The organism is Candidatus Binatia bacterium (assembly GCA_026415395.1).
Taxonomy (GTDB): Bacteria; Desulfobacterota; Binatia; order HRBIN30; family HRBIN30; genus HRBIN30.
Genome location: JAOAHD010000003.1, coordinates 71,786 through 97,782 on the forward strand (window position 1 = coordinate 71,786; position 25,997 = coordinate 97,782).

23 protein-coding genes and 1 tRNA gene are annotated in these 25,997 nt (G+C 59.3%); 18 read left to right on the top strand and 6 right to left on the bottom strand.

Annotated elements, in window-relative coordinates; translation table 11 throughout:
* The first annotated feature begins 167 nt into the window (after window positions 1-167).
* The gene (locus N3C12_03225; protein ID MCX8071454.1) at window positions 168-686 is read left to right on the top strand and encodes a gamma carbonic anhydrase family protein; all 519 of its coding nucleotides are present in this window, start codon (window positions 168-170) and stop codon (window positions 684-686) included.
* Here the strand turns inward: N3C12_03225 and der are convergent.
* From der to N3C12_03240, 3 genes are read right to left on the bottom strand one after another with little or no spacing between them, the layout of a single operon-like run.
* Window positions 662-2,068, bottom strand: a complete 1,407-nt coding sequence (gene der / locus N3C12_03230) for a ribosome biogenesis GTPase Der (protein MCX8071455.1) — start codon at window positions 2,066-2,068, stop codon at window positions 662-664. The two genes, N3C12_03225 and der, sit on opposite strands and share 25 nt — an antisense overlap.
* Before the next feature lie 35 nt (window positions 2,069-2,103).
* Window positions 2,104-4,401, bottom strand: coding sequence for an ATP-binding protein (locus N3C12_03235; GenBank protein MCX8071456.1), 2,298 nt, complete (start codon window positions 4,399-4,401; stop codon window positions 2,104-2,106).
* Complete coding sequence (locus tag N3C12_03240) at window positions 4,386-5,189, bottom strand: enoyl-CoA hydratase-related protein (protein ID MCX8071457.1); 804 nt, start codon at window positions 5,187-5,189, stop codon at window positions 4,386-4,388. The genes N3C12_03235 and N3C12_03240 overlap by 16 nt, the downstream gene beginning before the upstream one ends.
* A gap of 435 nt (window positions 5,190-5,624) precedes the next feature.
* On the opposite strand from N3C12_03240, the gene mgtE reads away from it, so the two are divergent.
* The gene (gene mgtE / locus N3C12_03245) at window positions 5,625-7,007 is read left to right on the top strand and encodes a magnesium transporter (GenBank protein MCX8071458.1); all 1,383 of its coding nucleotides are present in this window, start codon (window positions 5,625-5,627) and stop codon (window positions 7,005-7,007) included.
* 204 nt (window positions 7,008-7,211) lie between these two features.
* Here mgtE and N3C12_03250 read toward each other — a convergent pair.
* A tRNA-Arg gene (locus N3C12_03250) sits at window positions 7,212-7,285 on the bottom strand.
* Between the two features lie 260 nt (window positions 7,286-7,545).
* Between N3C12_03250 and N3C12_03255 the strand changes: the two genes are divergently transcribed.
* The 3 genes from N3C12_03255 to N3C12_03265 all read left to right on the top strand — a co-directional run bounded on the left by N3C12_03255 (window position 7,546) and on the right by N3C12_03265 (window position 10,686).
* Entirely contained in the window at window positions 7,546-9,582 is a 2,037-nt protein-coding gene (locus tag N3C12_03255; GenBank protein ID MCX8071459.1) for a hypothetical protein, read from the top strand.
* Between the two features lie 5 nt (window positions 9,583-9,587).
* A complete protein-coding gene (locus tag N3C12_03260; protein ID MCX8071460.1) occupies window positions 9,588-10,010 on the top strand; it encodes an HIT family protein in 423 nt (140 codons plus the stop codon).
* 76 nt (window positions 10,011-10,086) lie between these two features.
* Entirely contained in the window at window positions 10,087-10,686 is a 600-nt protein-coding gene (locus tag N3C12_03265) for a YceI family protein (protein ID MCX8071461.1), read from the top strand.
* A 263-nt stretch (window positions 10,687-10,949) separates the two neighbouring features.
* On the opposite strand, the gene N3C12_03270 is transcribed toward N3C12_03265, so the two are convergent.
* Window positions 10,950-12,308: a DUF1329 domain-containing protein gene (locus tag N3C12_03270; GenBank protein ID MCX8071462.1), complete on the bottom strand. Its 1,359-nt coding sequence runs from the start codon at window positions 12,306-12,308 to the stop codon at window positions 10,950-10,952.
* A gap of 147 nt (window positions 12,309-12,455) precedes the next feature.
* On the opposite strand from N3C12_03270, the gene N3C12_03275 reads away from it, so the two are divergent.
* The 10 genes from N3C12_03275 (at window position 12,456) to N3C12_03320 (ending at window position 21,491) form a co-directional block, all read left to right on the top strand.
* Window positions 12,456-12,926, top strand: coding sequence for an OB-fold domain-containing protein (locus N3C12_03275; GenBank protein MCX8071463.1), 471 nt, complete (start codon window positions 12,456-12,458; stop codon window positions 12,924-12,926).
* A 20-nt stretch (window positions 12,927-12,946) separates the two neighbouring features.
* Window positions 12,947-13,447, top strand: a complete 501-nt coding sequence (locus N3C12_03280; protein MCX8071464.1) for a Zn-ribbon domain-containing OB-fold protein — start codon at window positions 12,947-12,949, stop codon at window positions 13,445-13,447.
* Window positions 13,448-13,457: 10 nt separating this feature from the next.
* Window positions 13,458-14,579: a lipid-transfer protein gene (locus N3C12_03285; GenBank protein MCX8071465.1), complete on the top strand. Its 1,122-nt coding sequence runs from the start codon at window positions 13,458-13,460 to the stop codon at window positions 14,577-14,579.
* On the top strand, window positions 14,576-15,727 hold the full coding sequence (locus N3C12_03290) for a thiolase domain-containing protein (GenBank protein MCX8071466.1): 1,152 nt from the start codon (window positions 14,576-14,578) through the stop codon (window positions 15,725-15,727). The genes N3C12_03285 and N3C12_03290 overlap by 4 nt, the downstream gene beginning before the upstream one ends.
* A gap of 24 nt (window positions 15,728-15,751) precedes the next feature.
* Window positions 15,752-16,570: a crotonase/enoyl-CoA hydratase family protein gene (locus N3C12_03295; GenBank protein ID MCX8071467.1), complete on the top strand. Its 819-nt coding sequence runs from the start codon at window positions 15,752-15,754 to the stop codon at window positions 16,568-16,570.
* A gap of 2 nt (window positions 16,571-16,572) precedes the next feature.
* Complete coding sequence (locus tag N3C12_03300) at window positions 16,573-18,240, top strand: acyl-CoA synthetase (GenBank protein MCX8071468.1); 1,668 nt, start codon at window positions 16,573-16,575, stop codon at window positions 18,238-18,240.
* A gap of 116 nt (window positions 18,241-18,356) precedes the next feature.
* On the top strand, window positions 18,357-19,022 hold the full coding sequence (locus tag N3C12_03305; protein ID MCX8071469.1) for a TetR/AcrR family transcriptional regulator: 666 nt from the start codon (window positions 18,357-18,359) through the stop codon (window positions 19,020-19,022).
* A gap of 15 nt (window positions 19,023-19,037) precedes the next feature.
* A complete protein-coding gene (locus N3C12_03310; protein ID MCX8071470.1) occupies window positions 19,038-20,270 on the top strand; it encodes a cytochrome P450 in 1,233 nt (410 codons plus the stop codon).
* Between the two features lie 62 nt (window positions 20,271-20,332).
* The gene (locus tag N3C12_03315) at window positions 20,333-20,524 is read left to right on the top strand and encodes a ferredoxin (protein ID MCX8071471.1); all 192 of its coding nucleotides are present in this window, start codon (window positions 20,333-20,335) and stop codon (window positions 20,522-20,524) included.
* A gap of 49 nt (window positions 20,525-20,573) precedes the next feature.
* Complete coding sequence (locus tag N3C12_03320) at window positions 20,574-21,491, top strand: cyclase family protein (protein ID MCX8071472.1); 918 nt, start codon at window positions 20,574-20,576, stop codon at window positions 21,489-21,491.
* 28 nt (window positions 21,492-21,519) lie between these two features.
* Here N3C12_03320 and N3C12_03325 read toward each other — a convergent pair whose 3' ends face one another.
* Window positions 21,520-22,137, bottom strand: coding sequence for a TetR/AcrR family transcriptional regulator (locus N3C12_03325; GenBank protein ID MCX8071473.1), 618 nt, complete (start codon window positions 22,135-22,137; stop codon window positions 21,520-21,522).
* Between the two features lie 116 nt (window positions 22,138-22,253).
* Here N3C12_03325 and N3C12_03330 point away from each other — a divergent pair, with 116 nt between their 5' ends.
* From N3C12_03330 to N3C12_03340, 3 genes are read left to right on the top strand one after another with little or no spacing between them, the layout of a single operon-like run.
* The gene (locus tag N3C12_03330; protein ID MCX8071474.1) at window positions 22,254-23,378 is read left to right on the top strand and encodes an LLM class flavin-dependent oxidoreductase; all 1,125 of its coding nucleotides are present in this window, start codon (window positions 22,254-22,256) and stop codon (window positions 23,376-23,378) included.
* A 12-nt stretch (window positions 23,379-23,390) separates the two neighbouring features.
* Window positions 23,391-24,878, top strand: a complete 1,488-nt coding sequence (locus N3C12_03335) for an aldehyde dehydrogenase family protein (protein ID MCX8071475.1) — start codon at window positions 23,391-23,393, stop codon at window positions 24,876-24,878.
* Between the two features lie 10 nt (window positions 24,879-24,888).
* The gene (locus N3C12_03340) at window positions 24,889-25,977 is read left to right on the top strand and encodes a Zn-dependent alcohol dehydrogenase (protein ID MCX8071476.1); all 1,089 of its coding nucleotides are present in this window, start codon (window positions 24,889-24,891) and stop codon (window positions 25,975-25,977) included.
* Window positions 25,978-25,997 lie beyond the last annotated feature (20 nt).

The following is a 25,997-nucleotide window of genomic DNA, read 5'->3' on the forward strand; positions in this document are numbered from 1 at the left end:
AAACGCGCAAGCCCATCGCCGGTACTCGGTGATGGGCTTGCGTGCTGCCGCAGATCAGTGGAATACAAAACCATGCAATCGTCTATCAAACCGTTGGCAGGGGCCGCAAGTTCCGAGCTCAGTCCAAATGGTTGCGGTTGCAGGATTGGTCGACTACCTGGCCACACATGCTTGTACCCTTCAACGGCACCGCACCCCAGGTAGACCCGTCTGCTTGGGTGCATCCCGCGGCTCAAATCATTGGCGACGTGGTCATCGGTCCAGAGAGCAGCGTATGGCCTTACGTTGTGATCCGTGGAGACGTCCACTACGTCCGCATTGGTGCACGAACCAACATTCAAGACGCAGTGGTGATACACGTAACGACCGCACGTTGGCCCGCCCTCGTAGGGGATGACGTTACAGTGGGGCACCGAGCGGTACTGCACGGCTGCACGATTGGAAACGGGTGCTTAATCGGAATCGGGGCGATCGTGCTTGACGGAGTCGAAGTTGGAGATCACTGCTTGGTAGGAGCTGGGGCTTTGTTGACACCGGGAACGAAGATTCCACCCGGGCACCTGGTGCTTGGTGCCCCCGCAAAAGTGGTGCGGGCGTTGACCGAACAGGAAATCGAGAGCAATACTCGCAACGCCTTACACTACGTGAGCTTGGCAAGCCATTACCGGGAGGCCGGTATCCGCTGAGCGTCACGCCGCCTCGGGCGGGCGCGAAATTCGATTCGCACAGGTACACCAAACCATTTGAATGCCAAGCGGAACTGCGTTTCCAAGTATCGCTTGTAAGGCTGAGGGACACTTTCAGGGTAATTCGCGAAAATCGCGAGCGTCGGCGGCATCACTCCGGTTTGTACGACATAGTAGAAGCGTAACGGTTTCCCATGTACGGCTGGTGCGGGTCGCGCTCGCGTGGCCGCAACGAGGCAGGCATTGAGCTTGGCAGTCGCTGGCCGCTTTTGCGCCCGCTGGTATAGCAAGCGAACGAGCGAAAAGAGTTTTTCGATTCCCTCACCCGTCCGGGCGGAAATGAAAGCCAGCGGGAAGTCCGCCAAGGTTGCATACTCGCTTGCCAGCCTTTGTTGATACCGCTCGGCAACGCGGGCAGGTGGGGCGACTGCGTCCCACTTGTTGAAGACGAGAGCGAGCGCCTTCCCCCGTTCAATAACGTGGTTTGCGATTCGCGCATCCTGATCTGTCATCCCTTCAACCGCATCCATGAGGAGGAGTACCACCTGAGCACGGTCGACCGCACGGAAGGCACGGACAACGCTGGCTCGTTCTACAATCTCACGAACTTTGGGGCGGCGGCGAATTCCGGCGGTATCGATAAGCAAGTAAAGTTGCCCGTCACGCTCTACCGTGCTGTCTATTGCGTCCCGTGTAGTTCCCGGATGGTCGTCAACAATGGCGCGCTCGTAGCCCAGGATTGCATTGAGCAGGGAGGACTTGCCAACGTTCGGCCGGCCAACAATCGCAACCGCGATAGCTTGCTCTTGTGCACCTGGGGGTTGCTCAGCGACCGCCCTTGTTTCCGGGAGGAGCGACTCGATGTGTTCGACGAGCGCGTCTAGCCCGCGTCCATGGGCGGCGGAAATCGGGAAAACCGCACCAGGCCCTAACGCGAAAAATTCGGCAGTGTTGCAGTCAAGCTTTTGGTCGTCGAGCTTGTTGACCGCATACACCACAGGCTTGAGCAGTGTGCGCAAGCGGCGGACAAGTTCTTGATCTAGGGGGTTGAGCCCTTCCCGACCGTCGAACAGCGCGACCACCACGTCTGCCTCCTGAGCCGCCAGCCACGTTTGCTCTTGCACGGCCTTGGCTACGTCGCTGCTGGCCCTATCGTCGATACCACCGGTGTCGACGAGTAGGACCTCCCGCTCCCCCATGCGTGCGACGGCGATATTGCGGTCGCGCGTGACTCCTGGCTGCTCGTCGACGATGGCACGCCGCTCTCCAAGCAGGCGGTTGAATAGCGTCGACTTCCCTGCATTCGGGCGGCCCACTATGGCAACCACTGGGAGCTCAGCAGGTATGGATTCGCGAACGGATAGGTTTGCGTGTGGGTACATGGGTGAGTACTGCAGCAATTTCTGCAGCTTGAAACTTATAGCGAAGCGGCACGCGGTCGGTAACCAGGCGAGCCGCCCTCTTGGTCCTGGAGTTTCGTTCCTGGGAGAACGGCTGGAAGCCAAACGCTGAACCGCGATCCACGGCCAACTTCACTGCGCACCTGGATTGTTCCCCCGAGAATTTCCACCAGTCGATGTACGATGTAGAGCCCTAATCCTACCCCGCCATGCCGGCGAGTTGTCGAGGTGTCGGCCTGCCAGAAGGGCTCGAAAATATGCTCCAGCGCCTCGGGTGCGATGCCGATACCGGTGTCCGATACGACGAGCTCAACGCCATCGTTCAGCGGACGCGCTCCTAGGCTCACCTGCCCCTCGTCTGTGAACTTGATGGCGTTAGTCAGCAAGTTTTTTACGACCACGCCGATTTTGATAGGATCCGACATCACGACGGGTAGGTTGTCCTCTAGCTGCAGGACGACACTCACTGCCGGTTTGCACGACGCGCTTTCCACCTCGTGCTTGACCTGTTCGAGCAAGCTGCGGAGATCCACAGGGTCGCAGCGCACCGCGACCTGCTTGGCTTCGAGGCGGCTAAAGTCGAGCGTCATCGTGATCAGCTCGAGTAGATGTTGAGCGCTCAACTGGATCCTCTGCAGCACTTCGCGCTGGTCGGCTGGAATTTCACCGAACGCACCGTCTAGGAGTAAACTTCCGTACCCTAGGATTACGTTGAGTGGGGTCCGTAACTCATGGGACATCGTGGCGACAAATTCAGACTTTACCCGGCTTGCATGCTCTAAGTCCTCCATGAGTCGAGAATTGTCCAAGGCAAGCGCTCCAAGGTGGGCGATGCCCGAAGCAATCCGCTCGGTGACGTCGTCAAAGGGGGCCGAACGGCCGCGACAGCCTGTGACGAGGATGGCACGTAGTTGACCAGAGGTTCGGATCCCGATGTCGACCATCTCCATCATCCCGTAGCGTTTGCCTAATAGCTGCCAGGGATGCGAGCCATCGGGCGGAATTGTGAAACGCAGCACGGGCTTGTGTTCCAGCCCGCGGAAGATTGGAGCAATGTCCGAAGGTCGCGCGCGAAAAGCGCTCAGCTCTTCCGCCGCGTCCGGCGGCAGACCGAGTGCGGCAACCAGCTCGAAGGCCTGGTGTGTCTCTGACCACAGGTACCCGAGACAGAACTCCGTGCTCAGAATTTCGGTCGTAAGGTGGCAGAGTCGGTCAAGCGTCTCACCTACGTCCCGGATACCTAAAAGCACCTCTCCCGCATGTGCCAGAGCACGGGCTACCTGTGTCTCACGCTGCTGCAGGGATTCGGCGCGCTTTCGGTCTGTGGCGTCCCAGGCCACCCCGATGACACCACCAATTTGGCCACCGGCGTTCCGCCAAGGCTCGACGTGAGCGATGAAAAAGCGATCATGCCATGAAAACTCATAAGATGCTGGTTTTCCGCTGAGGGCGTCGAGGTGGGCGCGCAAGGGGGGGTAGTTTGGTTCGAGGCTGGGTAGGAGCTCTTGGATTCTGGAGCCAGTGATGTGCACGGGCTCGCTACTCGAAGGCAGTTGAGGGCCGCCTAATGCGGTGGTGACCCGGAGGTCGCGATCGGTCATCCATAGGGCGATTGGGGAACGCCGAGCAAGCAAGCGAAGTTGCTGCTCTGCTTCTCGAAGGCGCGCACCCCGGGCAAACACCTCGCGGCGCAGGCGCTCCGAGAGGAAGGCCCCGGCAATCGAGAAAATGCCTGCAACGAGTGGGCCCGCGAGTTGATGGGCGATCGCGCCGGGCTCGATGTTGTGTCCTACGAGGGCAATCCCGAGGTAGTAAAAGCTCAGAGAGTACGTTGCCGCGATTGCCTGGAAGTGCGGGGGCCACGGAAAAAAAAGCGCGGGGGCCAGGATTTTGAGCGAAAGGATGAGTGCGGTGGCAGAGACACCAGTGCTGGGCAGCAAAAACTGCCCGATCAGAGCGAGTGTAAAGGCGAAATCCGCCACTAGGAATAGTACCGGAACACGATACAGGGGAATCCGTCGGCGGATGGCGAGGGCTATGAGCGGGATCGCGAGTTCTAGGGAGTATAGTGGCAGCGATTCATAGAAAACTGAAGGACGTACGAACCATTCCACCAGCCCATACGCCGTAACCGCTGCAATAACCACGGACATTACGGGGCGCAGAGTTTGCTCCGCCAATTCCCCGCGGTACTGCTCGAAGAGATCCCCAGTGGCCGAGTCGGGCCCCTCTTCCGTGCCCGTCCAATTAGAGCCGGGTGGTTCTCGTCGATCCGTGCGCTGTTTCGCTGTTCGATCTCCTACCGAGCCTGCCACCGCGGTTTCCGTTTTTCCACGAACGCACGTGGGCCTTCTTTGTGATCTTCGGACTGTTCCACGACCTCTAGATACCCAGCGGCAATTTCTTCGGCGAGGGGAATGGGCAACCCGATGCCCTGCAAAATGGCCATCTTAGTGCCCCATACCGCAAGCGGAGCGTTGCTCAGAATCATCTCCGCCAGTTCACGGGCACGCGGCATGAGCTGTTCGTGGGGCACCACTTCAGTCACCAAACCGACTTGGTATGCCCGCTCGGCACTCATGCGTTCGCGACTCCCTAAAAGCGCCATACGAAGGCATACCGCTAGCGGTACGCGGCGCGCCATATTCACCATTTCGTGCGACGAGACGTAACCAATCGACACATGCGGGTCGACGAAATAGGCACGCTCTGAGGCGATCGGAATGTCTGCTTCGGTGACCAAATCCAACGAGAATCCTGCCACCACTCCGTTCACTGCAGCAATGACTGGTTTGTGCACCCGTAGCCGGCGCGGCGTGGGCAACTCGACAATTCCCTCGATCATGGCCAGTTCTCGCCAGCGGTCGGGTTTCACAAAACCGCCCGTGGCCAGAGACTCGACGTCAGCGCCACTGGAAAATGCATCCCCAGCCCCTGTAATGATGGCAACCCAGATATCGGGGTCAGCCTTCACTCGTCTCCAGCATTCCCGAAGCTCGTCCTTGAGCTGTTGATTCATGGCGTTTTTTCGTTCCGGTCGGTTCAGGGTGATCGTTGCCACGCGATCTTTGACCTCGAAGAGAACTGTTTGAAAATCGCTCATTTCCTTGTCTCCCTCTCTGCGGATTATCGAGTCGTTGGTGGATGTTACGAAATCCCGACCTTTCTGTCTAAGACAAGTGCTGATTCGCCGAAAGGCTTTTGGAGATTGGTGCTGGTGCATCATTAAATAAACCGTCGTCAGCACTTGTTGGCCAACTTGGCGGACGCAAACGCGCCGTTGGGTCCCTAGGCGAGGTTTTGGTTCGCGTGGCTCGGATACGGTAAGTGCGGTCGGTTAGAGGGACGGAGCCTTCGTGCGGGTGAGCGCACTTTTCCAGCGCCTCAAGGCTTTCCTTCCGGGCTAATGCATACTAAAAGAATCAGCCTATGAGTTCGGACGGACCGAGTAGACTCGTGTCGGTGGACGAGCATCAGTAGGTCCCGTCTTGCGCTGGTTTCACCTCTTGCCCGCGCAAGGCGGGTGGGAGGTGTGACCATGGCTCCAGCGGTTTCCGGCCCGCAGTTTTCCAGCGAAGCGTCGCCTTCTGCCAATCATCCCTTGGACCAAACCGGCGAAGAGCTCGATGCTAAGGAGCTCCTCGAGGCTTGGCCTGTGCTCTCCGCGGAGGATCGCCGCAAGGCGTTTGCCTTATTGCCACGTCCGGCGGCCGAAGACTTGTTTTTGGCACTGCCAACGCGCGATCAGGCCGAGCTGATTCTCAGTTTGCCAGTTGCCGAGCGCCGGTCTTGGATTCGCTTGTTGCCGCCCGATGATGCGGCAGACTTAATTCAGCACGTTCCCAAAGAGGAACGTGAGGTACTGCTGGCGCTCTTGGATGATGCAACTCGCTCGCAGGTGAGTGGGCTGCTTGCGTATGCGGAAGACGCAGCCGGCGGACTCATGAATCCGCACTATGCACGGCTGCGTCCGGACATGACCGTCACGGAGGCGATCACTTATCTCCGGAAATATGCAGCGGAGCATAGAGATACGACGTATTACGCTTACGTTTTGGACGACGAGCAGCGGCTGCTGGGGGTGTTGTCTTTTCGGGAGCTGTTTGCAGCCGGGCCAAATCAGTGCGTGGCCGACTGCATGCGCACCGACGTGGTTTCGATCACGGAAGATCAAGACCAGGAGGCGGTGAGCCGCTTGTTCCAACAACACCACTTCCTTGCCCTGCCGGTGGTCGACCGTGAAGGGCGGATGAAAGGCGTAGTTACGATCGACGACATCGTCGACGTTTTGCAAGAGGAGGCTACCGAGGACATCCAAAAAATCGGTGGTAGCGAGGCGCTGGACGCCCCGTACTGGGAGACCGATTTTGTTTCGATGGTGCGTAAGCGCGGCATGTGGCTGGCCGCGCTGTTCTTAGGCGAAATGCTCACAGCCACCGCCATGGGCTACTTCGAAGAGGAAATTGCCCGGGCTGTGGTGTTGGCTTTGTTCGTACCCCTGATCATCAGCTCTGGCGGGAATTCCGGTTCACAAGCCTCGACCCTCGTGATTCGCGCGATGGCACTTGGCGAGGTGCGCTTGCGCGACTGGTTCCGGGTTCTGATCCGCGAGCTTGGTTCTGGGCTAGCTCTTGGAGCTATTCTCGCGTTCATCGGTCTTTTGCGAATCGCCATTTGGCAGTGGGCATTCGGGATGTACGGCGATCATTGGGGATATATTGCCTTTACTGTTGGCTTGAGTCTCATCGGGGTGGTGACCTGGGGGACCCTCATGGGGTCCATGTTGCCGTTCATCTTGCGGTGGCTCGGTTTCGACCCGGCAAGCGCATCAGCTCCGTTTGTGGCTACTTTGGTCGACGTCACTGGTTTGATCATTTACTTCACGATTGCCAGCGTAGTTCTTCGGGGAACCCTTCTCTAGTGGGCCTGCTGGAAGCTGTGCGAAAGGTCTGTTCGCAATGAGTCACCGCCAAGGCAGATGCTTGGGCTTCGCAAGGCGGCGCCTCTGGGCCGACCGACAACGGACAGTTGCTGCAGCCCATGAACCACGCCATTCGTGCGTTGCTACGGAGTCGCTTACTGGCTGTGCTAGCGGGCCGCACTTTGGCAAGGCGCGGAAGGAGCATGCCCTCGGCGCGATTCGAACGCGCGACCCCAGGATTAGGAATCCTGTGCTCTTTCCAACTGAGCTACGAGGGCACGAGATGCGGCCTCAATAAGACAAGGAACCATCCGTCCGTCAACCGGTTGGTGGATCTTGATCCTGTGGGGAAGCGGGTAGGCTTTGGCCCGCCGGTTCCTTCCCGCAGAAGGTGCCGATCCGCTCTCAGCCTTATCAGGTTCGAATGCGAGGCCTAAGCTTTCGGGTCCAATCATGAGCTCCTCCGTAGCGCGGTGTTGACCTTTGTCGTCACTTGTCGCCATGCTTGGCGTCCATGTCCAGGTGTGCACGACAGCTCGTGAAGCAAGCGGCAAATGGGAGCGCTGGCCAAAGCGGTGGTTGGAGTCGAGCAATTGGAGGCCGCTTTCTGGCTCTGCTGTTGCTCATAATGGCTGCTCACAGCGTCGCCACATTGGTCGGGGCGGTCACGCTCACGGTAGACTCCATCGCGGACCTTCCCGATGCCCGACCCGGCGACGGTTTGTGTTCTGTTGGGAGTCCTGATGTCTGCACGCTGCGGGCCGCAGTGCAGGAGGCCAATGCTACGCCGGAAGAGGACGTCATTCGCGTGCCGAGCTTGCAGCCGCGGTTTCGCCTGACGATACGAGGCTCGGATGCCGAGGATGCAAGCCAGGGGGATCTTGACGTACTCGCCGACCTGGTCATCGAAGGCGTGGGACCTGGAGTGGCGACCATTGATGGCGACCGGGGGGATCGCATCTTCGACATTTTCAGTCCTGCCCGTGTGACGATTCGGAACTTGGTCTTGCAGTCGGGCCAAGTCGAGGCCGCAGGCGGGGCGGTTCGGAACGCGGGTGTGCTGCGGCTCGAAGGTGTTACCCTGCGAGACAACTCGGTTTCGACGGGTTCAGGTGGCGCCTTGGCAAATCTACCTGGAGCCGTAGCAACGGTGATCAATAGTACGTTCTTCAACAACACGGCAGCGCCAAACGGGCAAGGTGGTGCGGTGGCGAATCTACCGAGCGCGGTTCTCGAGCTGGATAGCGTGACGTTCAGCACAAACGGCGCAACCGCTGGCGGGGCAATTCACAACTTGGGGACGGCGACCATCCACAATTCCATTGTGGCGCACAGCTCTCTGGGCGCAAATTGTGCGGGCGTCCCGCTCCAATCGCTCGGGTACAACTTGGACACTGGTACTTCCTGCCTCCTGGATCAATTTGGGGATCTGAATAACGCAGATCCGAGGTTAGCTGGACTCACGTTCAACGGAGGCCTGAGCCTGACTATGGCGTTGCAGCCCGGTAGCGATGCAATCGATCGAGGCGATCCTATGCGTTGCCCTTCACGGGATCAACGGGGCTTCCCACGGCCCGCGGATGGCAATGGCGATGCCTTCGCTGTGTGCGATATCGGCGCTTTCGAGGTAAACCCTCCGACACCGACACCAACGATCTCCTTTACGCCGACCCCGACTGTGCCCAGTCCGACGCCCCCACCCAGCGCAACTTCCACGCCTCCTTTGCCGACCTCATCCCCGACACGGACGGTGATCGCAACTGAAACACCCACGGTATCTCCGACGGCTTCCCCAGGCAGCGCGCCCCCGACTCTTACAGCAACTAACACCGTACCGACCCCTACAGCATCAATGCCCCCTGAGCACCCAATCCTCCAGGTGGACACGGTTGCAGCGGTTCCCGGTGCTCACGTGCCGGTTGCAATACGCCTCCACACTGCCGGCCGGCCCCTGGCGGCAGTACAGGCAGAGCTCAGTTTCGACCCAATCAATGCCCCAATCGCTCCGCGGGAAACGGGCATACCGGATTGTTTGGCCAACCCCGAGCTGGGCAAGTCCTTTGAGGTGCAATACCGTCCTGCTGCTTGCGTTGGCGAAGCGTGCATGCGAGTGGCTGCGTTCTTGTTCTCGGAATTGCCCCCGTTGAGCATTATCCCGGACGGGAGTGTTTTGTGGACCTGTACCGTGGCAGTGAGCACGAGGGCAGCAGCGGGAGCATATAGCTTGACCATTACCGATCAGTTTGTGGCGGACGACGAAGGTGATCGCGTAGTCGACGTGATTCTCCATCACGGTGCGGTCGTTGTGGTCTTACCGACAACGACGCCCATGTTCACAGCCTCGCCGACACCATCGCCAACCTCGACGCCGCGGTGTGCGGGCGACTGCAACGGCGATGGCTTGGTGACGATAGAGGAGCTCATCACGCTGGTCGGCATTGGGTTGGAGCTCCGGCCTGCTCAAGATTGCCTGGCCGGAGACGGGAACCAGGACGGGCAAATTACGGTGGAGGAAATTGTTGCGGCAGTGAACCGTGCTCTCGGTGGCTGTAGTGAACACCGGTACAGGAGGTGAGGTGTATGGCTAGCGTATTTACGCGCATCATTCGTGGCGAGCTCCCCGCCCGTTTCGTATGGAAGGACGAACAGTGCGTGGCGTTTTTGTCGATACACCCACTGCGTCCGGGGCATACGTTGGTTGTACCCCGCGAGGAGATTGATCATTGGCTGGATTTGCCCGCTCCGCTGCTAACGCATCTGACCTTAGTAGCTCAAAAGATCGGCCACGCTTTGCAGCGCGCTTTCAAGCCGACCAAGGTGGGGCTCATGTTGGCTGGCTTGGAGGTGCCCCATGTGCACTTTCATGTTGTGCCGATTGACTCCGTGTACGATTTGGACTTCGCCCGACAGGATCTGAACCCCAAACCGGAAGCTTTGGATCAGGCCGCTAAGGTTATTCGCGAGGCGTTGCGAGAACTGGGTTTTCCAGAAGTAACTGAGTAAGGCCGAGTTCATCTCGAGTGTTCGTCAGAGTCTTGGTTGAACGGAAACGTCAAGTGTCACAGAAAGGAGGTCTTCGATGAGTTGGGGCGTTCGTGTTGTTGTTTGGACGCTCTGTGTTGCGACGGTCGCTGGGACTGCAGCAGCGGAGCAGGTTTACGAGATCGATCCGGCGCATACCGCAGCACACTTTGCTGTTCGTCACATGATGGTGTCCACCGTGCGGGGCACCATGGGAAAGGTGACTGGGGTTGTGTATTTCGACGAGCTGGAGCCGACGCGCTCTCATGTTGAAGCGGTCATTGACGCTACTGGGATCGACACGAAGGAGCCGAAGCGGGACGAGCACCTTCGCTCGCCGGATTTTCTGGACACTGCGAAATACCCGACCATCACGTTTAAGTCGAAGCGCGTGGTGAAGCTCGCGGACGACAAGTACCAAGTTGTGGGCGACCTCACGATTAAGGGGGTGACTAAGGAGGTCACTCTGGATGTTGAGGGAGTCCCGCGGCCGTTTACCGACCCCTTCGGGAAGATGCGCATGGGAGGCAACGCACGGACAAGGATCAACCGTCAGGACTTCGGCGTGAACTTTAATAAGCTGATGGACAACGGCGGTCTTGTGGTCGGGAACGACGTAGACATCACAGTCGATGTCGAAGTGGTTCGGCAGAAGTGACTGGTGGGTGTGAATGAGAGTGAGGACGTGTTGCTGGGGGCCGTGGCCCCGTTCTCTGGAGTGGCAGCGCTTGTGGTGGCTGGGCGTACCGGTGTGTTCCATATGCGGCCGAACTTGCCGCCCGCGTTGAGGCAGAATTGGAAGCAGAGGGTCTGGTAAGAATCGGCTTCTCCCGCTGGAAGGCCAGTCCGAGCAGAGTTGGACGGTGCCGGCTCGGCTGCGCTGCCGGCTCCAGAGTGGCTCGATCTCGGTGCGGCTGAAGGCTACTTGCCGTACCTCGTCAGGGTCATGGAGTCGAACAAGCCCGGGTCGAGCGGCACGCGGCGTTGCGCCGGCGCCTGCGGATCCGCTCGCAGACCGCCGAGTGTGGCACGATCCAGTTTGAAATTTTCCGCACACGCCCAAAGAATCGTGCTTGCCGGGAGCCACTCGGGATCCTTTGGATCTCCGGCCATATGGTTTACTCGCGCTTGCATCTGGTAGTTGTGAACGAGCTCTCCATTCCAGGTAAACTTCCGGTTCCACGCACCGTCCCACGTTTCTGCATCGATCCAAAGCTCGATGCGGCCGTAGAGGTAGTACTTATCCCGGGGGATCGCCTCGACGATCCACATGGGCCGTTTTGCGAGAGCGGAGTCCGTTGGAGCCCAGGGTACACCCTTCCATCCGGGTAACCAGAAGCCGGCGGTTGGCGGGTTTAGGTCGGTCACAATGTTCCAGCCTCCACCAGGAACCGGCGTGATGGGAATAGGGCCGCTCACAGCGTTGGGGTCAACGATGCGTAACGCGTCGCGTTTGCCGATGAGCTTGAACTGGAAATCTTCGGGCTTGCCGTCAAAAAAGAACCCGTCGTCTCCGCTGATATCGGAACCCAAGTAGCCATCGGAACGGTTGGCGGGGCTCACTGCACGGACGCGTCGGAGCGCGGGCACGTACGCCCAGACGGAGTCTCGCTTTTGCGGATCCCGATAGCGCCAGGTGAGGGAAGAGGTTCCTTGCAGATCGGCGGGAGATTTTGTCACGCCCAAGAACTGGCTCTGCAAATGATTCGGGTTGGGTTGCCGGTATTTAGGCGGAACACCGTCGTAAAAGTTGAACCAACCATCGGCCACAATGCCGCGATCAAGCCCACGGCGGCTCATCATCGCGACCAGCGTGCGGTTGTAGCTCGAGCCCCCATACCAATACGCAAGAAACTGGTTCCAAACAATTTTGACGCCGGCCTTCGGATCGTTCGGATCGATGTTAGGAAAAGGAATTCCGTAGTAGAAATCAGGTTGCTTGCCAGTGGCCTTATCGACGATGGTTCCCCGCTCGTCGACGTCCAGGGTCGTGGCATTCTTCTCGGTGGCCTCCAAGAACGACTTCTCCCACTTCGCCGTGCCGACGGGATACGAGACAATGCGGTTGCGGTACTCTCCCCTCTCGTAGTGCCTCAGGATCTCGGGAGGGAGCAGGTCCTTGGCCAAATGCGCGTTCGTCTGATCGAGGTAGTCTCCGACGCGTAAACCGGGCGCCACCTCGTCGCTGGCTCGTGAGGGACCGCCAAGCAATGGCAAAAAAGCGAGAATAAGGGTTAAGACACGACTCCAGATCCGCAACGGACTTGATTCTCTCGGCATTCTTCCCCTTCCTTTCTGACAGATTGTTTTTTGACCCTGCGGCCTCGCCACGCCGCTTGCAATTCCCTTCCATCCCTCCGAGCGGGTACTCCCTCTAGCATGACCTTCCTTGACAAACAAACGTTCGTTGGAATAGATGCCCCGACCATGCGACTGACGGAGTTGACGATTGAGCCCATGACGCAGCGCCAAGTCATGGAGTTTCCCTACAAGCGTTCCACCGGTCCGGTTGTTGGCCGGTTCCTAGCCGCATTGCGGGACCAACGACAAATTTGGGGACAACGCGTGCTCGGGGGCGCCGTGGTGGTCCCGCCGCAAGGCTACTCTGAGTGGGATGGAAGTGCCGCCACGGAATGGGTGCCCGTGGCTGATGAAGGAACTGTCGTAGCGGTTGCTCGGGTGTGGGAGCCGATTGAACGGCTCCATCCATTTACCGAGCCTTTTGCTTACATTTTGGTTCGGCTCGACGGGGCCGACACCGCTCTCCTGCATGTTGCCAAATCGGATCAGGAGCATATCCGCATTGGTTCGCGTGTACGGGCTGAGTGGGCTCCTGACGGAGAGCGGAAGGGGTCGATCTGGGACATTCGCGAGTTCCGCCTCGTTCGACCTACTTAAGGCTTAGCGGAGGTACGGCAATGAAATTTGCAGCCCCGCCGGACGATCCGGTGAAGTACGTCGATTCGTTAGTTTGGCTTCCCTACCACTACGTTGCGGGAGACTACCGTGCGGTCTACCTGCGGGCCCTCAAAGACAAACAGATTTTAGGGTCGCGCTGCGATAAGACGGGAAAAGTCTTCGTCCCGCCGGTGATCAACTCTCCGGAGAGTTTTGCCCCGTGCTCCGAAATCGTGCAGGTGAGTGACCGAGGTACGGTGACCACGTTCTGCATCGTGAACATCCCAGTCATCGGACGAAACCTGGAACTCCCGTATGTGGCTGCGTCGGTTTTGCTCGACGGCGCCGACATCCCAATCTTTGCACTGATCCAGGAATGTCGTGCTGAGGATGTCCACATGGGTATGCGCGTGGAAGCAGTGTGGAAGCCCGACGGCGAGCGGCAGGGAGACCACGAGGACATTTTGCATTTCAGGCCGAGCACCGAACCGCCTTCTACGGACTGGCCTCGGGCACTTTGAGGGGAAAGCCATGGCACAGTTGCGGAACATCGCGATCGTCGGCTTTGCTCAGTTGCCCGTTGTTGCGCGCGATGAGCATCGTACCGCGACGGAAATGCTGTACCCTGTGGTGCGGGAAGCGTTGCAACAGTGCGGGGTCGAGCGCGACGATATTGACTACCAGATTGCTGGATCCACCGACTATATGGATGGTCGTCCCTTTGGCTTCGTCGCAGCCCTGGAATCCATGGGTTCGTGGCCACCGCGCGAAGACCTGCATTTGGAAATGGACGGGACGTTTTGTGCCTATTACGCCTGGCTGCGAATGCAGGCCGGCTACTGCGACACGGCGCTGATTGTGGCGCACGGGAAGGTCTCCGAGGGGGAACCACGAAGGGTTACGAACTTGCAGATCGACCCGTACTACCACGCTCCGCTCGGCATCGATGGGGTGGTGTCAGCCGCTTTGCAGGCAAGCATGTTCATGGCGCGCTCTGGAGTGAGCGATCGGGAACTCGCACAAGTGGCTGCCCGCAACCGACTCCACGGCGCCAAGAATCCTGACAACCAGCTTCGCTCGCCTGCATCAGCGGAGGAACTGCAGCGGACCCCGTACGTCGTGGAGCCCTTGCGAGCTGGCTACCTGCCGCCGGTCGGTGAATCGGCGACGTGTTTGATTCTCGCTGCCGAGGGCAAGGCGGAACGGATGTGCGAGCGGCCGGCCTGGATTCACGGCGTCGAGCATCGGTCGGAGTTGCAAACCCTTGGAGCACGGGACCTCTCCCGTAGCTTGGGGGCAAAATTGGCTGCGGAAAAGGCGCTGGCGATGGCTGGACTCGATCGGGCCGACCAGGTCGACCTTGCCGAACTAGCTGCCACCAATCCGGCTGAGGAAATGCTGCTATGCGAAGCGTTGGGCTTAGACCCATTTGCGAGCCGCCCGGTCTTGAACCCGTCGGGCGGCCCGCTGTGCGCTGATCCGGTTATGAGCACTGGGCTTATCCGCTTGGGAGAAGCGTTCCGGCAGCTTTCCGGACGTGCTGGTGAGCGCACTGTATCTGGTGCCGAACTGGCTTTGGTGCACGGGCAACAAGGGCATTGCTTACAAACCAACATCGTCTGGATTTGCGGAAGCAGGAGGAGATGGTCATGAGACGCCCGGTGGCTGTTGTCGGTGTTGGACAAACCCATCACGCGTCGAGACGCTCCGACGTAAGCATCGCCGGGCTTGTCCGCGAGGCAGTCGAGCGTGCGTTACTCGATGCTGGCTTAGAGCACAAGGACATCGATGCCGTGATCATCGGCAAAGCTCCGGACATGTTGGAAGGCATCGCTCAACCGGAGCAGTACCTCGTTGGTGCCGTTGGCGCCCACTTGAAACCTATGCTCCGCGTGCACACCGCCGGCTCGGTCGGGGCGTCGACCGCGATCACGGCAGCAACGCATGTGGTCTCGGGGCTTTATGACCGAGTTCTGACGGTAGCATTCGAGAAGCAGTCGGAGGGCAACACGATGTGGGCACTCTCGCCCAATCTGCCCTTTACGCCACCGCTCGTGGCCGGAGCCGGTGGTTACTTTGCCCCATACTGCCGAGAGTACATCGCGCGAAGCAAGGCACCCCTGCACATCGGTCCGCTCACGATGGTGTACGCCCGCGAGAACGGTGCGCGGAACGAGTACGCGCATTTAAGGGAACCAGTGACCATTGAGCAGGTAATGGACACGCCGATGTTGTGGGACCCGATTCGCTTTGGAGAAACTTGCCCGGCCTCGGATGGTGCCGTCGCAATGATTTTGTCTTGCGAAGAGCTCGCCAAAAAGGGCCCACGCAAGCCAGCGTGGATCAAGGCCGGGTACACGTTTGCCGAAGCCATGTGGGTGCCCAATCGCGATCAAGTGAGTCCGAAGGCTGGGCAAATGTGTGCGCGGAAGGTTTATGAAGCCGCCGGGATCACCGACCCTTGGAAGGAAATCGACACGGCAGAGCTTTACGTGCCGTTTTCTTGGTTTCAGGCGATGTGGTTAGAAAATCTCGGGTTTTGCCCAGAGGGTGAAGGATGGAAGGCAATCGATCGCGGAGACACGCGATTCGGCGGACGACTGCCCATCGACCCTTCGGGTGGCGTACTCTGTACGAACCCCATTGGCGCTTCCGGGATGCTACGGCTCGCAGAAGCTGCCTTACAGGTGATGGGCCGTGCAGGAGCGCATCAGGTAGAAGGTGCGAAGACGGCTTTGGGCCACGCCTATGGGGGTGGCGCGCAGTACTTCGCCATGTGGATTGTGAGTAGCGAATTGTGATTGAGTGGGGGGAGGCCTGAGTCAATGAGTGGAACAGAACCAGCAGTGCTGTTTGAAAAGCGCGATGGCGTTGCAGTGGTCACCATGAATAGGCCAGAGGTTCGCAACGCGATCAACCCGGAAATGTTGTGCCGACTGGCCGATGCTTGGGAAACCATCAACGAGGATCCTGAGATTCGGGTGGCGATCCTCACGGGCGCTGGAGATAAGGCTTTTTGTGCCGGGGCGGACCTCAATAAGCTTGTGCGGATGATGCAGGGACTGCGGCCTCCGGAAAACGAGTTCGACGAGCGGATCAAAAACGATGTCAGCATTATCTACAAAGGGTTGCTCCGGAACTACCGGGTACACAAACCGTTGATTGCGGCCGTGCGGGGCTTTTGCGTGGCCGGAGGCACCGAGTTGCTGACGACTACGGATATTCGGGTGGCGAGTGACGATGCTCGGTTTGGTCTGGCCGAAGTGAAGTGGAGCCTCTTTCCCATGGGCGGGTCGACCGTGCGCCTCCCGCGCCAAATTCCCCTCTGCTTTGCGATGGAAATTCTGCTGACGGGAGAGCAATTCTCTGCGGCCGATGCCCTGCGGATGGGCTTGATTAACAAGGTCGTGCCGGGGGACCAGGTGATGCCTGAGGCTTGGAGGTATGCGGAAATCATCCGGGACAACGGCCCACTCGCGGTTCAGGCAGTGAAGCGCTCGGTCCTCGACGGATTGGACTTACCGAGCGATAAAGCGTTAGAGCACGAACTCGAACTCGGGATCCCGGTGTCGATGTCCGAGGATTGCCGCGAGGGGACGAAGGCGTTTAACGAAAAACGCAAGCCGGTCTTCAAGGGCCGTTAGTTATGTTGGCGCACTTGGCGCGAATCTTCGATCTGATCGCCCAGGATATCGGGGAACGAGAGGCGCTGATTTGGCGAGGTCGTCGCTTCTTGTACCGGGAGCTGGCGGACCGCAGCAAGCGTTTTGCGAAGGCTCTGCTTGCCCAAGGGCTGGGTTGCAAGCGGGAACGGTCTGGCTTGCAGCCGTGGGAGTCAGGCCAGGACCATATCGCCCTCTACTTGTACAACGGGAATGAGTACTTGGAGGCCGCATATGGCGCCTACTTCGCCCGCGCTGTGCCGATCAATGTCAATTACCGGTACGTTGAGGACGAACTCCTGTATGTTTTAGAGAACAGCACAGCCCGCGCGATTGTATACCATGCGTGCTTCGCGCCGCGGGTGCAGGCAGTTCGCCAGAAGCTGCCGCAACTGCAGTTTTTCATTCAAGTGGCGGATGACTCGGGAGAGGAGCTGCTGCCCGGAGCGGTGGAGTACGAGGATCTGTTGGCTCAGCATTCTCCTGATTTGCCTCCCCTGCCCTATTCGCCTGACGATTTGTACATCCTCTACACAGGCGGAACGACCGGCCTACCGAAAGGGGTCGTTTGGCGGCAGGAAGATGTCTTTTATGCAGGCCTGGGCGGCCATTTGCCAGGGTTCCCTCGCATCGAGACCGACGAGCAACTTCTAGAGCTGGCTCGAGCTGGTCTGGGAGGGCGGCCCGTGGTTGCCGCACCGTTCATGCACGGTGCCGGGCACTGGACCTGCTTTAACACATTTCATCGCGGTGGCACGGTCATTCTTCCCGACGAGACTCGCCATTTCGATCCGCACGCCGTTTGGCGGGCGGTTCAGGAGCACCGTGCGGATGCCTTGGGTTTGATCGGCGACGCCTTCGCATTGCCTCTTCTCGATGCGCTCAAGCAACAGAGGTACGATACCTCCTCGATTCGCGTTTTGGTCAGTACGGCCGCTGTTCTATCTCCGTCCGTGCGAGAGGAGCTGCTGCGGTACTTACCGGAAGGCGTCTTCGTGATCGAAAATATCGGCGCGAGCGAGGCTGGGCTGCAAGCGCTGAGCTTCGACACACGTTCAGGGTACCAGGGAATCCCTGGCTATCAGTTGCGCGAGAATACAGTGCTCTTGAACGCGGAGCGTACGGGAGTGCTCGACCCGAATCACGTGCGTTTCGGCCCGTCCGGGGACGTCGGTTGGGTCGCCACCAAAGGTCATATCCCCCTCGGCTACCTCAGTGATCCAGAAAAAACGAGGGAGACCTTCCCTGTGATTGGCGGGGTGCGGTACTGCGTGGGCGGGGACCGTGCTTGTTACGCGGAAGATGGGCGCGTGCTGTTTTTGGGGCGTGAAAGCTTTTGCATCAACACCGGGGGCGAAAAGGTTTACGTGGAAGAAGTCGAGCGCGTTCTCAAGAGCCATCCGGCAGTCTACGACACGCTGGTGGTCGGCCTGCCAGACCCACGTTGGGGCCAACGGGTCACCGCAGTGATCGTGGTTGCTCCTGGGCAGCGCCAGCCCACTCTGGAGGAGATCCGGGCTCACTGCGCAACTTATTTGGCTGGGTATAAAATTCCGCGCACCCTGGTTTTCGCTCCGGAAATTGTTCGCAGCCCGAGCGGAAAGCCCGACTATCACTGGGCCCGAAAGTACGCTCTCGAACACAGTAGCTGAACGGGGAGGGAAGCGGGGCACGCTTACGGGCTGCCAATGAAGGAAGTTTTTGTTTGACAAACAAACGTTTGTTGGGTTAATTGGGGGTCGTGCAGCGGAGGCGCAACCCGACAGCGATGGAGACGAAGTCAACGCGGGACGTGATCCTCGACGTTGCCGAACGACAGTTTGCAGAGCGCGGGTTCCGTGGTGTTTCCGTGCGGGAAATTGCGGCTGAGGTCGGGCTGAAAAACCAGGCCAGCTTGTACCATTATTTCCGGAACAAACGCGCGCTGTACGAAGCGGTGCTAGCGCGTGGGGTATCCACGCTCGTGGAGCTTGTGGCCTCTGGGGCACCTACGGAAGAGCGCACGCAAGACCATCGTGCTGTCGTAGAGGCGACGATCGATCGGGTTGTCGATTACCTCGTGCTCCATCCGCACCTTCCCCGCTTGATCCAAAGGGCAGGGATGGACGATGTGCAGGCCTTTCGAGGGACACTGGTGCGTCTTTTACGTCCGCTCTTTCAGCAAGGAATCGGCGTGCTCGCTGTAGCAGGGGCACCGTGGCGGCGGGAAGAACTGCCGCACTTGGCTGCAGGGATTTATCATTTGATTTTTGGTTACTTCGCTAACTCCCCGCTGTTGTCGGTAGTGACTGAGAGCAACTGGCTGGATGCCGCGTCGTTGGCGCGGCAGCGCCGCTTCCTGAAAGCTGCCGTGAGCGAGCTGCTCGGGTTCCGTCGTTCGGGTGAGGTCCGGCTGCTCGGTACCGTGGCGAGTGGGCAAACAGCCGTGAAGTAGGAAGGAGGTCAGGCGATGAGACTCGAAGATGTGGATCTCTACAACTTGGATCTTTGGGAACAACGGGTCCCACACGAGATGTTCGCTCTGTTACGGCGCGAAGCGCCGGTGTTTTGGCACAAGGAGCCCAAGGGTGGGCCTGGCTTCTGGGCGGTCACGAAGTACGCGGATATCGTACATGTCTCGAAGCACCCTAGGCTCTTTTCCTCTTGGCGTGGCGGCACCAACATCTTCGATTTGGCTCCGGAGGAGCTCGCGCAGACGCGGATGATGATGCTGAATATGGATCCGCCGCAGCACACGAAGTATCGCCGGCTGGTTAGTCACGGTTTCACGCCGCGTCGGATTGCGGAACTCGAGCCTCACGTCCGCGAGTTGACGCGCCAGATCATCGATCGCGTCGCGCCAAAAGGCGAGTGTGATTTTGTCACGGAGATCGCCGCGGAGTTGCCCCTGCAGGTCATTGCAGAACTAATGGGCATCCCTCTGGAGGATCGCCATTTGGTCTTCGAGTGGAGCAATCGCTTAATTGGCTTTGACGATCCGGAATTTCAGACCTCGATGGAGGACGGGAAACAAGCTGCAGCGGAAATGTGGGCGTATGCCCACACACTTGCGGAAAAGCGGCGGCGGGATCCGAAGAACGACCTGATTTCTCGCCTGCTCCACGCGGAAATCGATGGGGAACGCCTGAGCGAAATGGAATTTGACTCGTTCTTCTTGCTTCTCGCGGTGGCGGGAAACGAAACGACGCGGAATCTGATTTCTGGTGGGATGTTGGCCTTGTTCGAACACCCCGATCAGAAGGAAAAGCTGCTCAAGCACCCCGAGCTGTTACCCACGGCAGTGGAAGAAATGTTGCGCTGGGTCTCCCCAGTGATTTGCTTCCGGCGAACCGCTACCGAGGATACGGAAATTCGCGGGCAGCGCATTCGTGAGGGAGAGAAGGTGGTGGTGTTTTACATCTCGGCGAATCGAGATGAGGAGGTATTTGAGCGTGCGGACCAGTTCGATATTGCTCGTTCGCCTAACGAACACATCGCGTTCGGGATTGGCGAGCATTATTGTCTGGGGTCCAATTTGGCGCGGATGGAAATCCGCGTGATGTTCGAGGAGATTTTGCGTCGCTTGCCGGATATCGAACTTGCCGGCCCACCGCGGCGGCTGCGTTCGAACTTTATCTCTGGGATCAAGTCCATGCCTGTGCGATTCACACCGGAGCGGCGCCGTGCGGTTGCGCAGGCCTAGTCGCTGCTGCTTGACGCTATTTGGACTTCGATGCAAGCTGACACCCTAAGGAGTGGCAAACGATGAAAATCCGCATTGACTACGACCTGTGCGAAGGCAATGCCGTGTGCATGAAAGTGGCCCCCGAGGTGTTCGTTGTAGGCGACGATGATCGCGCCCATCTCGTTGACCCAAATCCATCCGAGGAGCTGCGGGCAAAGGTGGAACTTGCAGTGCGACGCTGCCCCCGCCAGGCATTGTCTTTGGAGGAATAAAATGTTGGCCCTGCGCGGCCACTGAGCTGATTTTGAACGCGTAAGACGCATGGAGCGGATTCGGCAGCTGGGACGTGAGCTATCGAATTGGGGGCGATGGGGTCCGGACGATCAGCGGGGAACACTGAACTTCATCACGCCAGAGGTGGTGCGGAGGGCAACTGCTTGTGTGCGCTCGGGGCGCGTGTTCAGCTTAGGTCTGCCGTTGGGCCCGGATGGCCCGCAGATTGGGCAAGGTGGGCGTGTGAACCCGTTGCACTTCGTCACGGCACTGCACGCTGGCTATGGCTCGCCCGACGGCTTCCACTACAACGACGATGTGCTCCTGCTTCCCCTACAGGCGGCTACCCAGTGGGATAGCTTGGCTCATGTGTACTACGACGGCACGCTGTACAACGGCGTGTCTGCGAGTGCGGTAAGTTCCAGCGGTGCGGCGCGGAACGGGATCGATGCGGTTGGCAACGGCGTACTGACCCGGGGAGTCCTCCTCGACATTGCGAGATTGGAGGGGGTCGAACGCCTGCCGCCAGGCTTTGTCATTCGACCAGAGCACTTGGAAGCAGCGGAAAAGGCGGAGCGCGTTCGCGTGAGTTCAGGGGACGCGTTATTGGTGCGCACGGGGCACATCACCGTGTTTACCCGAGAGCAGAATCGTGAAGGATACATGCGCCAGATGCCGGGCTTAGGTCTGGATTGCGCTCGTTGGCTCCACGCGCGGGAGGTCTGCGCAGTTGCGACGGATACGAACGCGGTTGAGGTCATCCCCTTCGAGGACCCGAGCACTCCCTTGCCCTTGCACCTGGTGTGCATCCGGGACATGGGCCTCACGCTGGGGGAGATGTTTTACCTCGAGGAATTGGCTGAGGCCTGCGCAGCCGATGGGGAGTGGGCGTTTTTACTCGCAGCCCCCGTATTGAAGGTGCGAGGTGGGCTCGGGACGCCACTGAACCCTTTGGCGGTTAAGTAGCGTCCTCACGTGAATCCTCCGGGTGAGGCTACCGCCAGAGCAAACGCTTGATCCATTGTTCGACTTCCTCCAGCAAGTGCTGCGGATCGCTCCGCATGCCCCCTTCGACCCAGTTGGCCAATAGTGTCTGATTCACCGCACTGAAGAGCCGAGCGAGCAACAAGGGTGGGGCCTCAACAAAAATCCCCTCGGCGATACCGCGGGCAAAAATGCTTGCTTGTAGCCGCTGGATCTCAGCCCACACGGCTGCCCTCTTCCCCGTCCCGTTTTCCGGACTGTGCATCCACGCCGCTCCCAGTCGCAGGTGCATCCGCAAGAAATGGGGCCGTTCGGAAAAGTACAGCACGTAATCGCGCAGCAACTCGAAAAAGGCAGTCGTAGCCGACCCCTCACGCGCCGCTGCCCTGCGCACGAGTTCGAGAATCTCTCCACCACGAGCTTCGAGCAACGCCTGAAGCACCTCTTCTTTGCTACGGAATACCGAGTAAATCGTTCCCATTGAGAGAGCGGCTCGTCGGCCAATCTCCTGCATCGAGGCAGCAGAGAACCCCCTTTCCGCGAAAACTTGCTCCGCAGCCTCCAGGATGTGCTGCCTGTATACTGCTAAGCGAGCTTCCCGAGCGCGCTCTCGAGGGGACCGCGTCACTTTCTTCACGAGCCCACCCCTACCATCGAAATACCCGATTGACAATGCGCGATAGCGAATGATAATTCGGGGACCTGAAATATCGGTTCGGAACGAAGGGACGGGAGGGCTGAGCGATGGAGTTTGGCATTTTTTCTCAAATGCATGTGCCGCCGTGGGATGATGAACACTCGCGTTTCATGAGGGAATTGGAGGTGGCCGAGGCGGTGGAAGCAGCCGGGTTCAAATACGATTGGGCACCGGAGCACCACTTTCTGCAACACTACTCGCATCAGCCCGCGCCGGAGGTGTTTCTGAGCTGGGTGGCAGCGCGGACAAAACGGATCCATGTCGGAACAGCGATTACGAACATCACCGCGCCGGTGAATCATCCCGTTCGCGTGGCGGAGCGCATCGCAACGATGGATCATTTGTCCGAAGGCCGGGTTGAGTTCGGCACCGGTCGTGGCTCGTCTTCAGCTGAATGGGCTGGGTTCTGTATCCCCTCTGCCGCCGAAACTAAACCCATGTGGCGTGAGTCTTTGGAGCAGATTCCCCGTATGTGGCAGGACGGGGTGTACGAGTACGAGGGTAAGTATTTTCGCGTGCCGCCACGCAATGTGTTGCCGAAGCCGTACACGAAACCGCATCCGCCTCTGTGGTTGGCTTGTTCAAGTCCGCAAACCTTTACAGAAGCCGGCGAGCTTGGCCTTGGAGCATTGTGTTTCACCTTCGGGACACCAGCAGAAATTGCCCACTTGGTGCGCGCGTACAAAGAGGCGATCCAGCGCTGCACGAACCCCATCGGGGGTTACATCAACAACAATATCGCCGTGACGACCAACATGTTTTGCTTACCGGACGGGGACGAAGCCCGGTATCTGTATGCGAACGCCAAAGTCGAGCGATTTACTGAGTATTTCTTTCAGTGGCTTGATTCCATCCCCCGCCCAAAAGGCCTCCCGAAAGAGGGCCCGATCGGCCCATTGCCTCCGACGACGCCGGAGCAATTAAAAGCTGGGCTTGCAGCGGGTGGCCGGCAGGTTGGTGCTCCGGAAGAGATTATCCCTGTGATCCAAATGTACGAGGAAATCGGCGTTGATCAGCTCATTTACGCTCCGCTGACCCTGACGATGGACCAAAAGCATGTGTTGCGGTCAATCGAAACCTTCGGCAAGTACGTGCTTCCGAAGTTCGATAAAGACCCAGTTCACAGCACAGTCCGGCAACGAGAAGCCCAGCTCAAGGCCAAAGCAGCATAACGGAGTTTCTCTGTGCGAGAGACGGTGGTGCAGCAGTTCCAGCCGGTCACAGCGGACTCCGTTTTGGTTGGTGGCCAGTGGGTGAAGGCAGAGCGGGGCACGTACCCGATCATCGACCCGGCTACGGAAGCTGTGGTTGGGTATGCTCCCCACGCGAGCTTAGATCAGGTACGGGAGGCAGTAGCCGCAGCGCGTCGCGCATTCGACGTTGGGCCGTGGCCACGCTTCTCTCCGGCTGAGCGGGCGCGACTTCTGCGCCGGGCGGCGGATGCACTCCGGAAACGTAGCGAGGATTTGGTAGAACTGGTCGTTGCGGAGACCGGGGCGTTGCGCGCTGTCGCTGTTGCCCAGCAAGTTGGTGCCGCGGTGGCACGGCTTGAGCGTTATGCGGAGTTAGCCGAGGACCCTGGGGAGACCCCGTTTGCTCCCCGTAGTGTCCCCTTGCGAGGTGAAGAAAGGCTTGTGGCTGGCATCGCTGTGCGTGAGCCGGTGGGCGTGGTCGCAGCCATCACGCCGTTCAATTTCCCCATGACCAATTGCGCGGGAAAGATCGGCCCTGCCCTAGCCTGTGGAAACACGGTGGTGGTCAAACCCGCACCACAAGACCCGTTAGCCGTGGTCGAGATGTGCCGTGTGGTGGCGCAAGAACTCCCCGAGGGTGTGCTGAACTTTGTTTGTGGGCCTGAGGCGGACATCGGCCAGGCACTCTGTGCTGACCCCGACGTAGACATGATTTCTTTTACCGGCAGCTCCGCGGTGGGGCGGGCGATCCAGGCTACGGCAGGGCCACAGATGAAGCGGGTGCTCCTCGAACTTGGCGGAAAATCAGCGTGTATCGTATTTGCCGATGCTGATCTCGAGGCAGCCCTTGGCGGGGCAATGCAGACCTGGACGTTTCACGCTGGCCAAATTTGTATTGCGGGAACGCGTCTGTTGATTGAACGACCGATTTACGAACAGTTCGTCACTCGACTGGTCGGTGCCGCGCGGAAGCTGACCATTGGAGATCCGCGGGATCCTGCTACCGTCGTGGGGCCACTGATCTCCGCTGCCCAACGAGATCGTGTGGAACAGTGGATCGCTACTGGCTTGCGCGAAGGGGCTCGGTTGGCCTGTGGGGGACAGCGGCCAGCGCATAGAACAAGAGGGTTTTTCATCGAGCCGACTCTGCTGGTCGACGTCCGCAACGAGATGTCGGTGGCGCGGGAGGAAATTTTCGGCCCGGTGTTGGTCGCGATTCCATTCGCAGGAGAGGAAGAAGCAGTCCACATCGCCAACGACTCACCATACGGCCTCTACGGCTATGTGTGGAGCGGAAATCTGCGCCGGGCGTTGCGAGTCGCCCGCGCCCTCCGCACAGGCACGGTGCAGATCAACGGTGCGCCACCGAACCCGGAGGCACCCTTCGGCGGATTTAAGCAAAGTGGCATCGGCCGCGACGGCGGCCGGTACGCGCTGAGTGCGTACTCCGAACTCAAATTCATCGGTTGGACCATGTGAGCGCCTCATCATGATCCGCGTTCGCGCAGCAGTTCTCGACAAGCCGGGAGGGGACGTGAGCATCCGTGAGGTTGAGGTGCGTGATCCGGGTCCGGGTGAAGTGCGCGTGCGCATCCGTGCGGCTGGGCTTTGCCACTCTGACCTCAGTGTGATCGACGGTACAATCCCTTATCCAACCCCCGTGGTTTTGGGGCACGAAGGCGCGGGCGTAGTCGAAGCGGTGGGCGTAGGAGTACGGAGCGTTCGGGAAGGCGACCATATCATTGTTTCCACGCTGGCACACTGTGGCCGTTGCGTGGCTTGCGAATCCGGCCGGCCCACGCAGTGCCGCCACGCGCCAAGCCCGAAAGAAAGCCGGCCGTTCCTTTGCGATGGAGATGCGATTTACCAGTTCGCAAATGCCTCGGTATTTGCCGAGGCGACGTTGATCCGAGAGGAAAGCGCCATTCCGATCGATGCGCGGGTACCGTTTGACCGAGCTTGCCTGATTGGCTGCGGTATTGTCACCGGTTATGGCGCTGTCGTGAATCGGGCGAAGGTGGAAACCGGGGCCACGATGGCGGTGTTTGGCGCGGGTGGAATTGGTCTGAACTGCATTCAAGGGGGTGTGCTTGCCGGTGCGAGCATCATTGTCGCGGTCGATGTTGTCGAACAGAAGCTGGCATGGGCAAGCGAGTTCGGCGCCACCCACGTGGTCGATGCGCGTCGAGAAGATCCAGTGGAGGCAATCCGCGCGCTTTGTGGGGGAGTCGATTATGCCTTCGAGGCCGTGGGCTCGTTGCCAGTGATCCGGCAGGCGCTCGACTCGCTCGCACCAGGGGGAACCCTCACCATCGTTGGTGTTCCACCGGTGGGCAGCCAATTCTCGTTCGTCGTGCACCAGCTTTACCAAAACAAGGCCATCTTGGGTTGCCGTTATGGTGCCGCTCGCCCTCGGGTCGATTTTCCCTTGCTAGCCAACCTCTACTTGAGTGGCCGCCTCAAGATCGACGAGCTCGTCACACGCGAGTACCGGTTGGAAGACTTTCACCAAGCACTTGCTGACTTGAAGGTTGGTGCGCTGGCTCGCGGCGTGTTTCGTTTCGACGAAAAGGCCTGAAAGGATCAACCCAAAGGGGA

Excerpts from the sequence above, each read along its gene's own strand:
- N3C12_03270 (MCX8071462.1), bottom strand. The coding sequence starts at position 12,308 with ATGCCGAGAGAATCAAGTCCGTTGCGGATCTGGAGTCGTGTCTTAACC.
- N3C12_03275 (MCX8071463.1), top strand. The coding sequence starts at position 12,456 with ATGCGACTGACGGAGTTGACGATTGAGCCCATGACGCAGCGCCAAGTC.
- N3C12_03310 (MCX8071470.1), top strand. The coding sequence starts at position 19,038 with ATGAGACTCGAAGATGTGGATCTCTACAACTTGGATCTTTGGGAACAA.
- N3C12_03290 (MCX8071466.1), top strand. The coding sequence starts at position 14,576 with ATGAGACGCCCGGTGGCTGTTGTCGGTGTTGGACAAACCCATCACGCG.
- mgtE (MCX8071458.1), top strand. The coding sequence starts at position 5,625 with ATGGCTCCAGCGGTTTCCGGCCCGCAGTTTTCCAGCGAAGCGTCGCCT.
- N3C12_03265 (MCX8071461.1), top strand. The coding sequence starts at position 10,087 with ATGAGTTGGGGCGTTCGTGTTGTTGTTTGGACGCTCTGTGTTGCGACG.
- N3C12_03340 (MCX8071476.1), top strand. The coding sequence starts at position 24,889 with ATGATCCGCGTTCGCGCAGCAGTTCTCGACAAGCCGGGAGGGGACGTG.
- N3C12_03280 (MCX8071464.1), top strand. The coding sequence starts at position 12,947 with ATGAAATTTGCAGCCCCGCCGGACGATCCGGTGAAGTACGTCGATTCG.
- N3C12_03300 (MCX8071468.1), top strand. The coding sequence starts at position 16,573 with ATGTTGGCGCACTTGGCGCGAATCTTCGATCTGATCGCCCAGGATATC.
- N3C12_03320 (MCX8071472.1), top strand. The coding sequence starts at position 20,574 with ATGGAGCGGATTCGGCAGCTGGGACGTGAGCTATCGAATTGGGGGCGA.
- N3C12_03305 (MCX8071469.1), top strand. The coding sequence starts at position 18,357 with ATGGAGACGAAGTCAACGCGGGACGTGATCCTCGACGTTGCCGAACGA.
- N3C12_03260 (MCX8071460.1), top strand. The coding sequence starts at position 9,588 with ATGGCTAGCGTATTTACGCGCATCATTCGTGGCGAGCTCCCCGCCCGT.
- N3C12_03240 (MCX8071457.1), bottom strand. The coding sequence starts at position 5,189 with ATGAGCGATTTTCAAACAGTTCTCTTCGAGGTCAAAGATCGCGTGGCA.
- N3C12_03315 (MCX8071471.1), top strand. The coding sequence starts at position 20,333 with ATGAAAATCCGCATTGACTACGACCTGTGCGAAGGCAATGCCGTGTGC.
- N3C12_03285 (MCX8071465.1), top strand. The coding sequence starts at position 13,458 with ATGGCACAGTTGCGGAACATCGCGATCGTCGGCTTTGCTCAGTTGCCC.
- der (MCX8071455.1), bottom strand. The coding sequence starts at position 2,068 with ATGTACCCACACGCAAACCTATCCGTTCGCGAATCCATACCTGCTGAG.
- N3C12_03295 (MCX8071467.1), top strand. The coding sequence starts at position 15,752 with ATGAGTGGAACAGAACCAGCAGTGCTGTTTGAAAAGCGCGATGGCGTT.
- N3C12_03225 (MCX8071454.1), top strand. The coding sequence starts at position 168 with ATGCTTGTACCCTTCAACGGCACCGCACCCCAGGTAGACCCGTCTGCT.
- N3C12_03330 (MCX8071474.1), top strand. The coding sequence starts at position 22,254 with ATGGAGTTTGGCATTTTTTCTCAAATGCATGTGCCGCCGTGGGATGAT.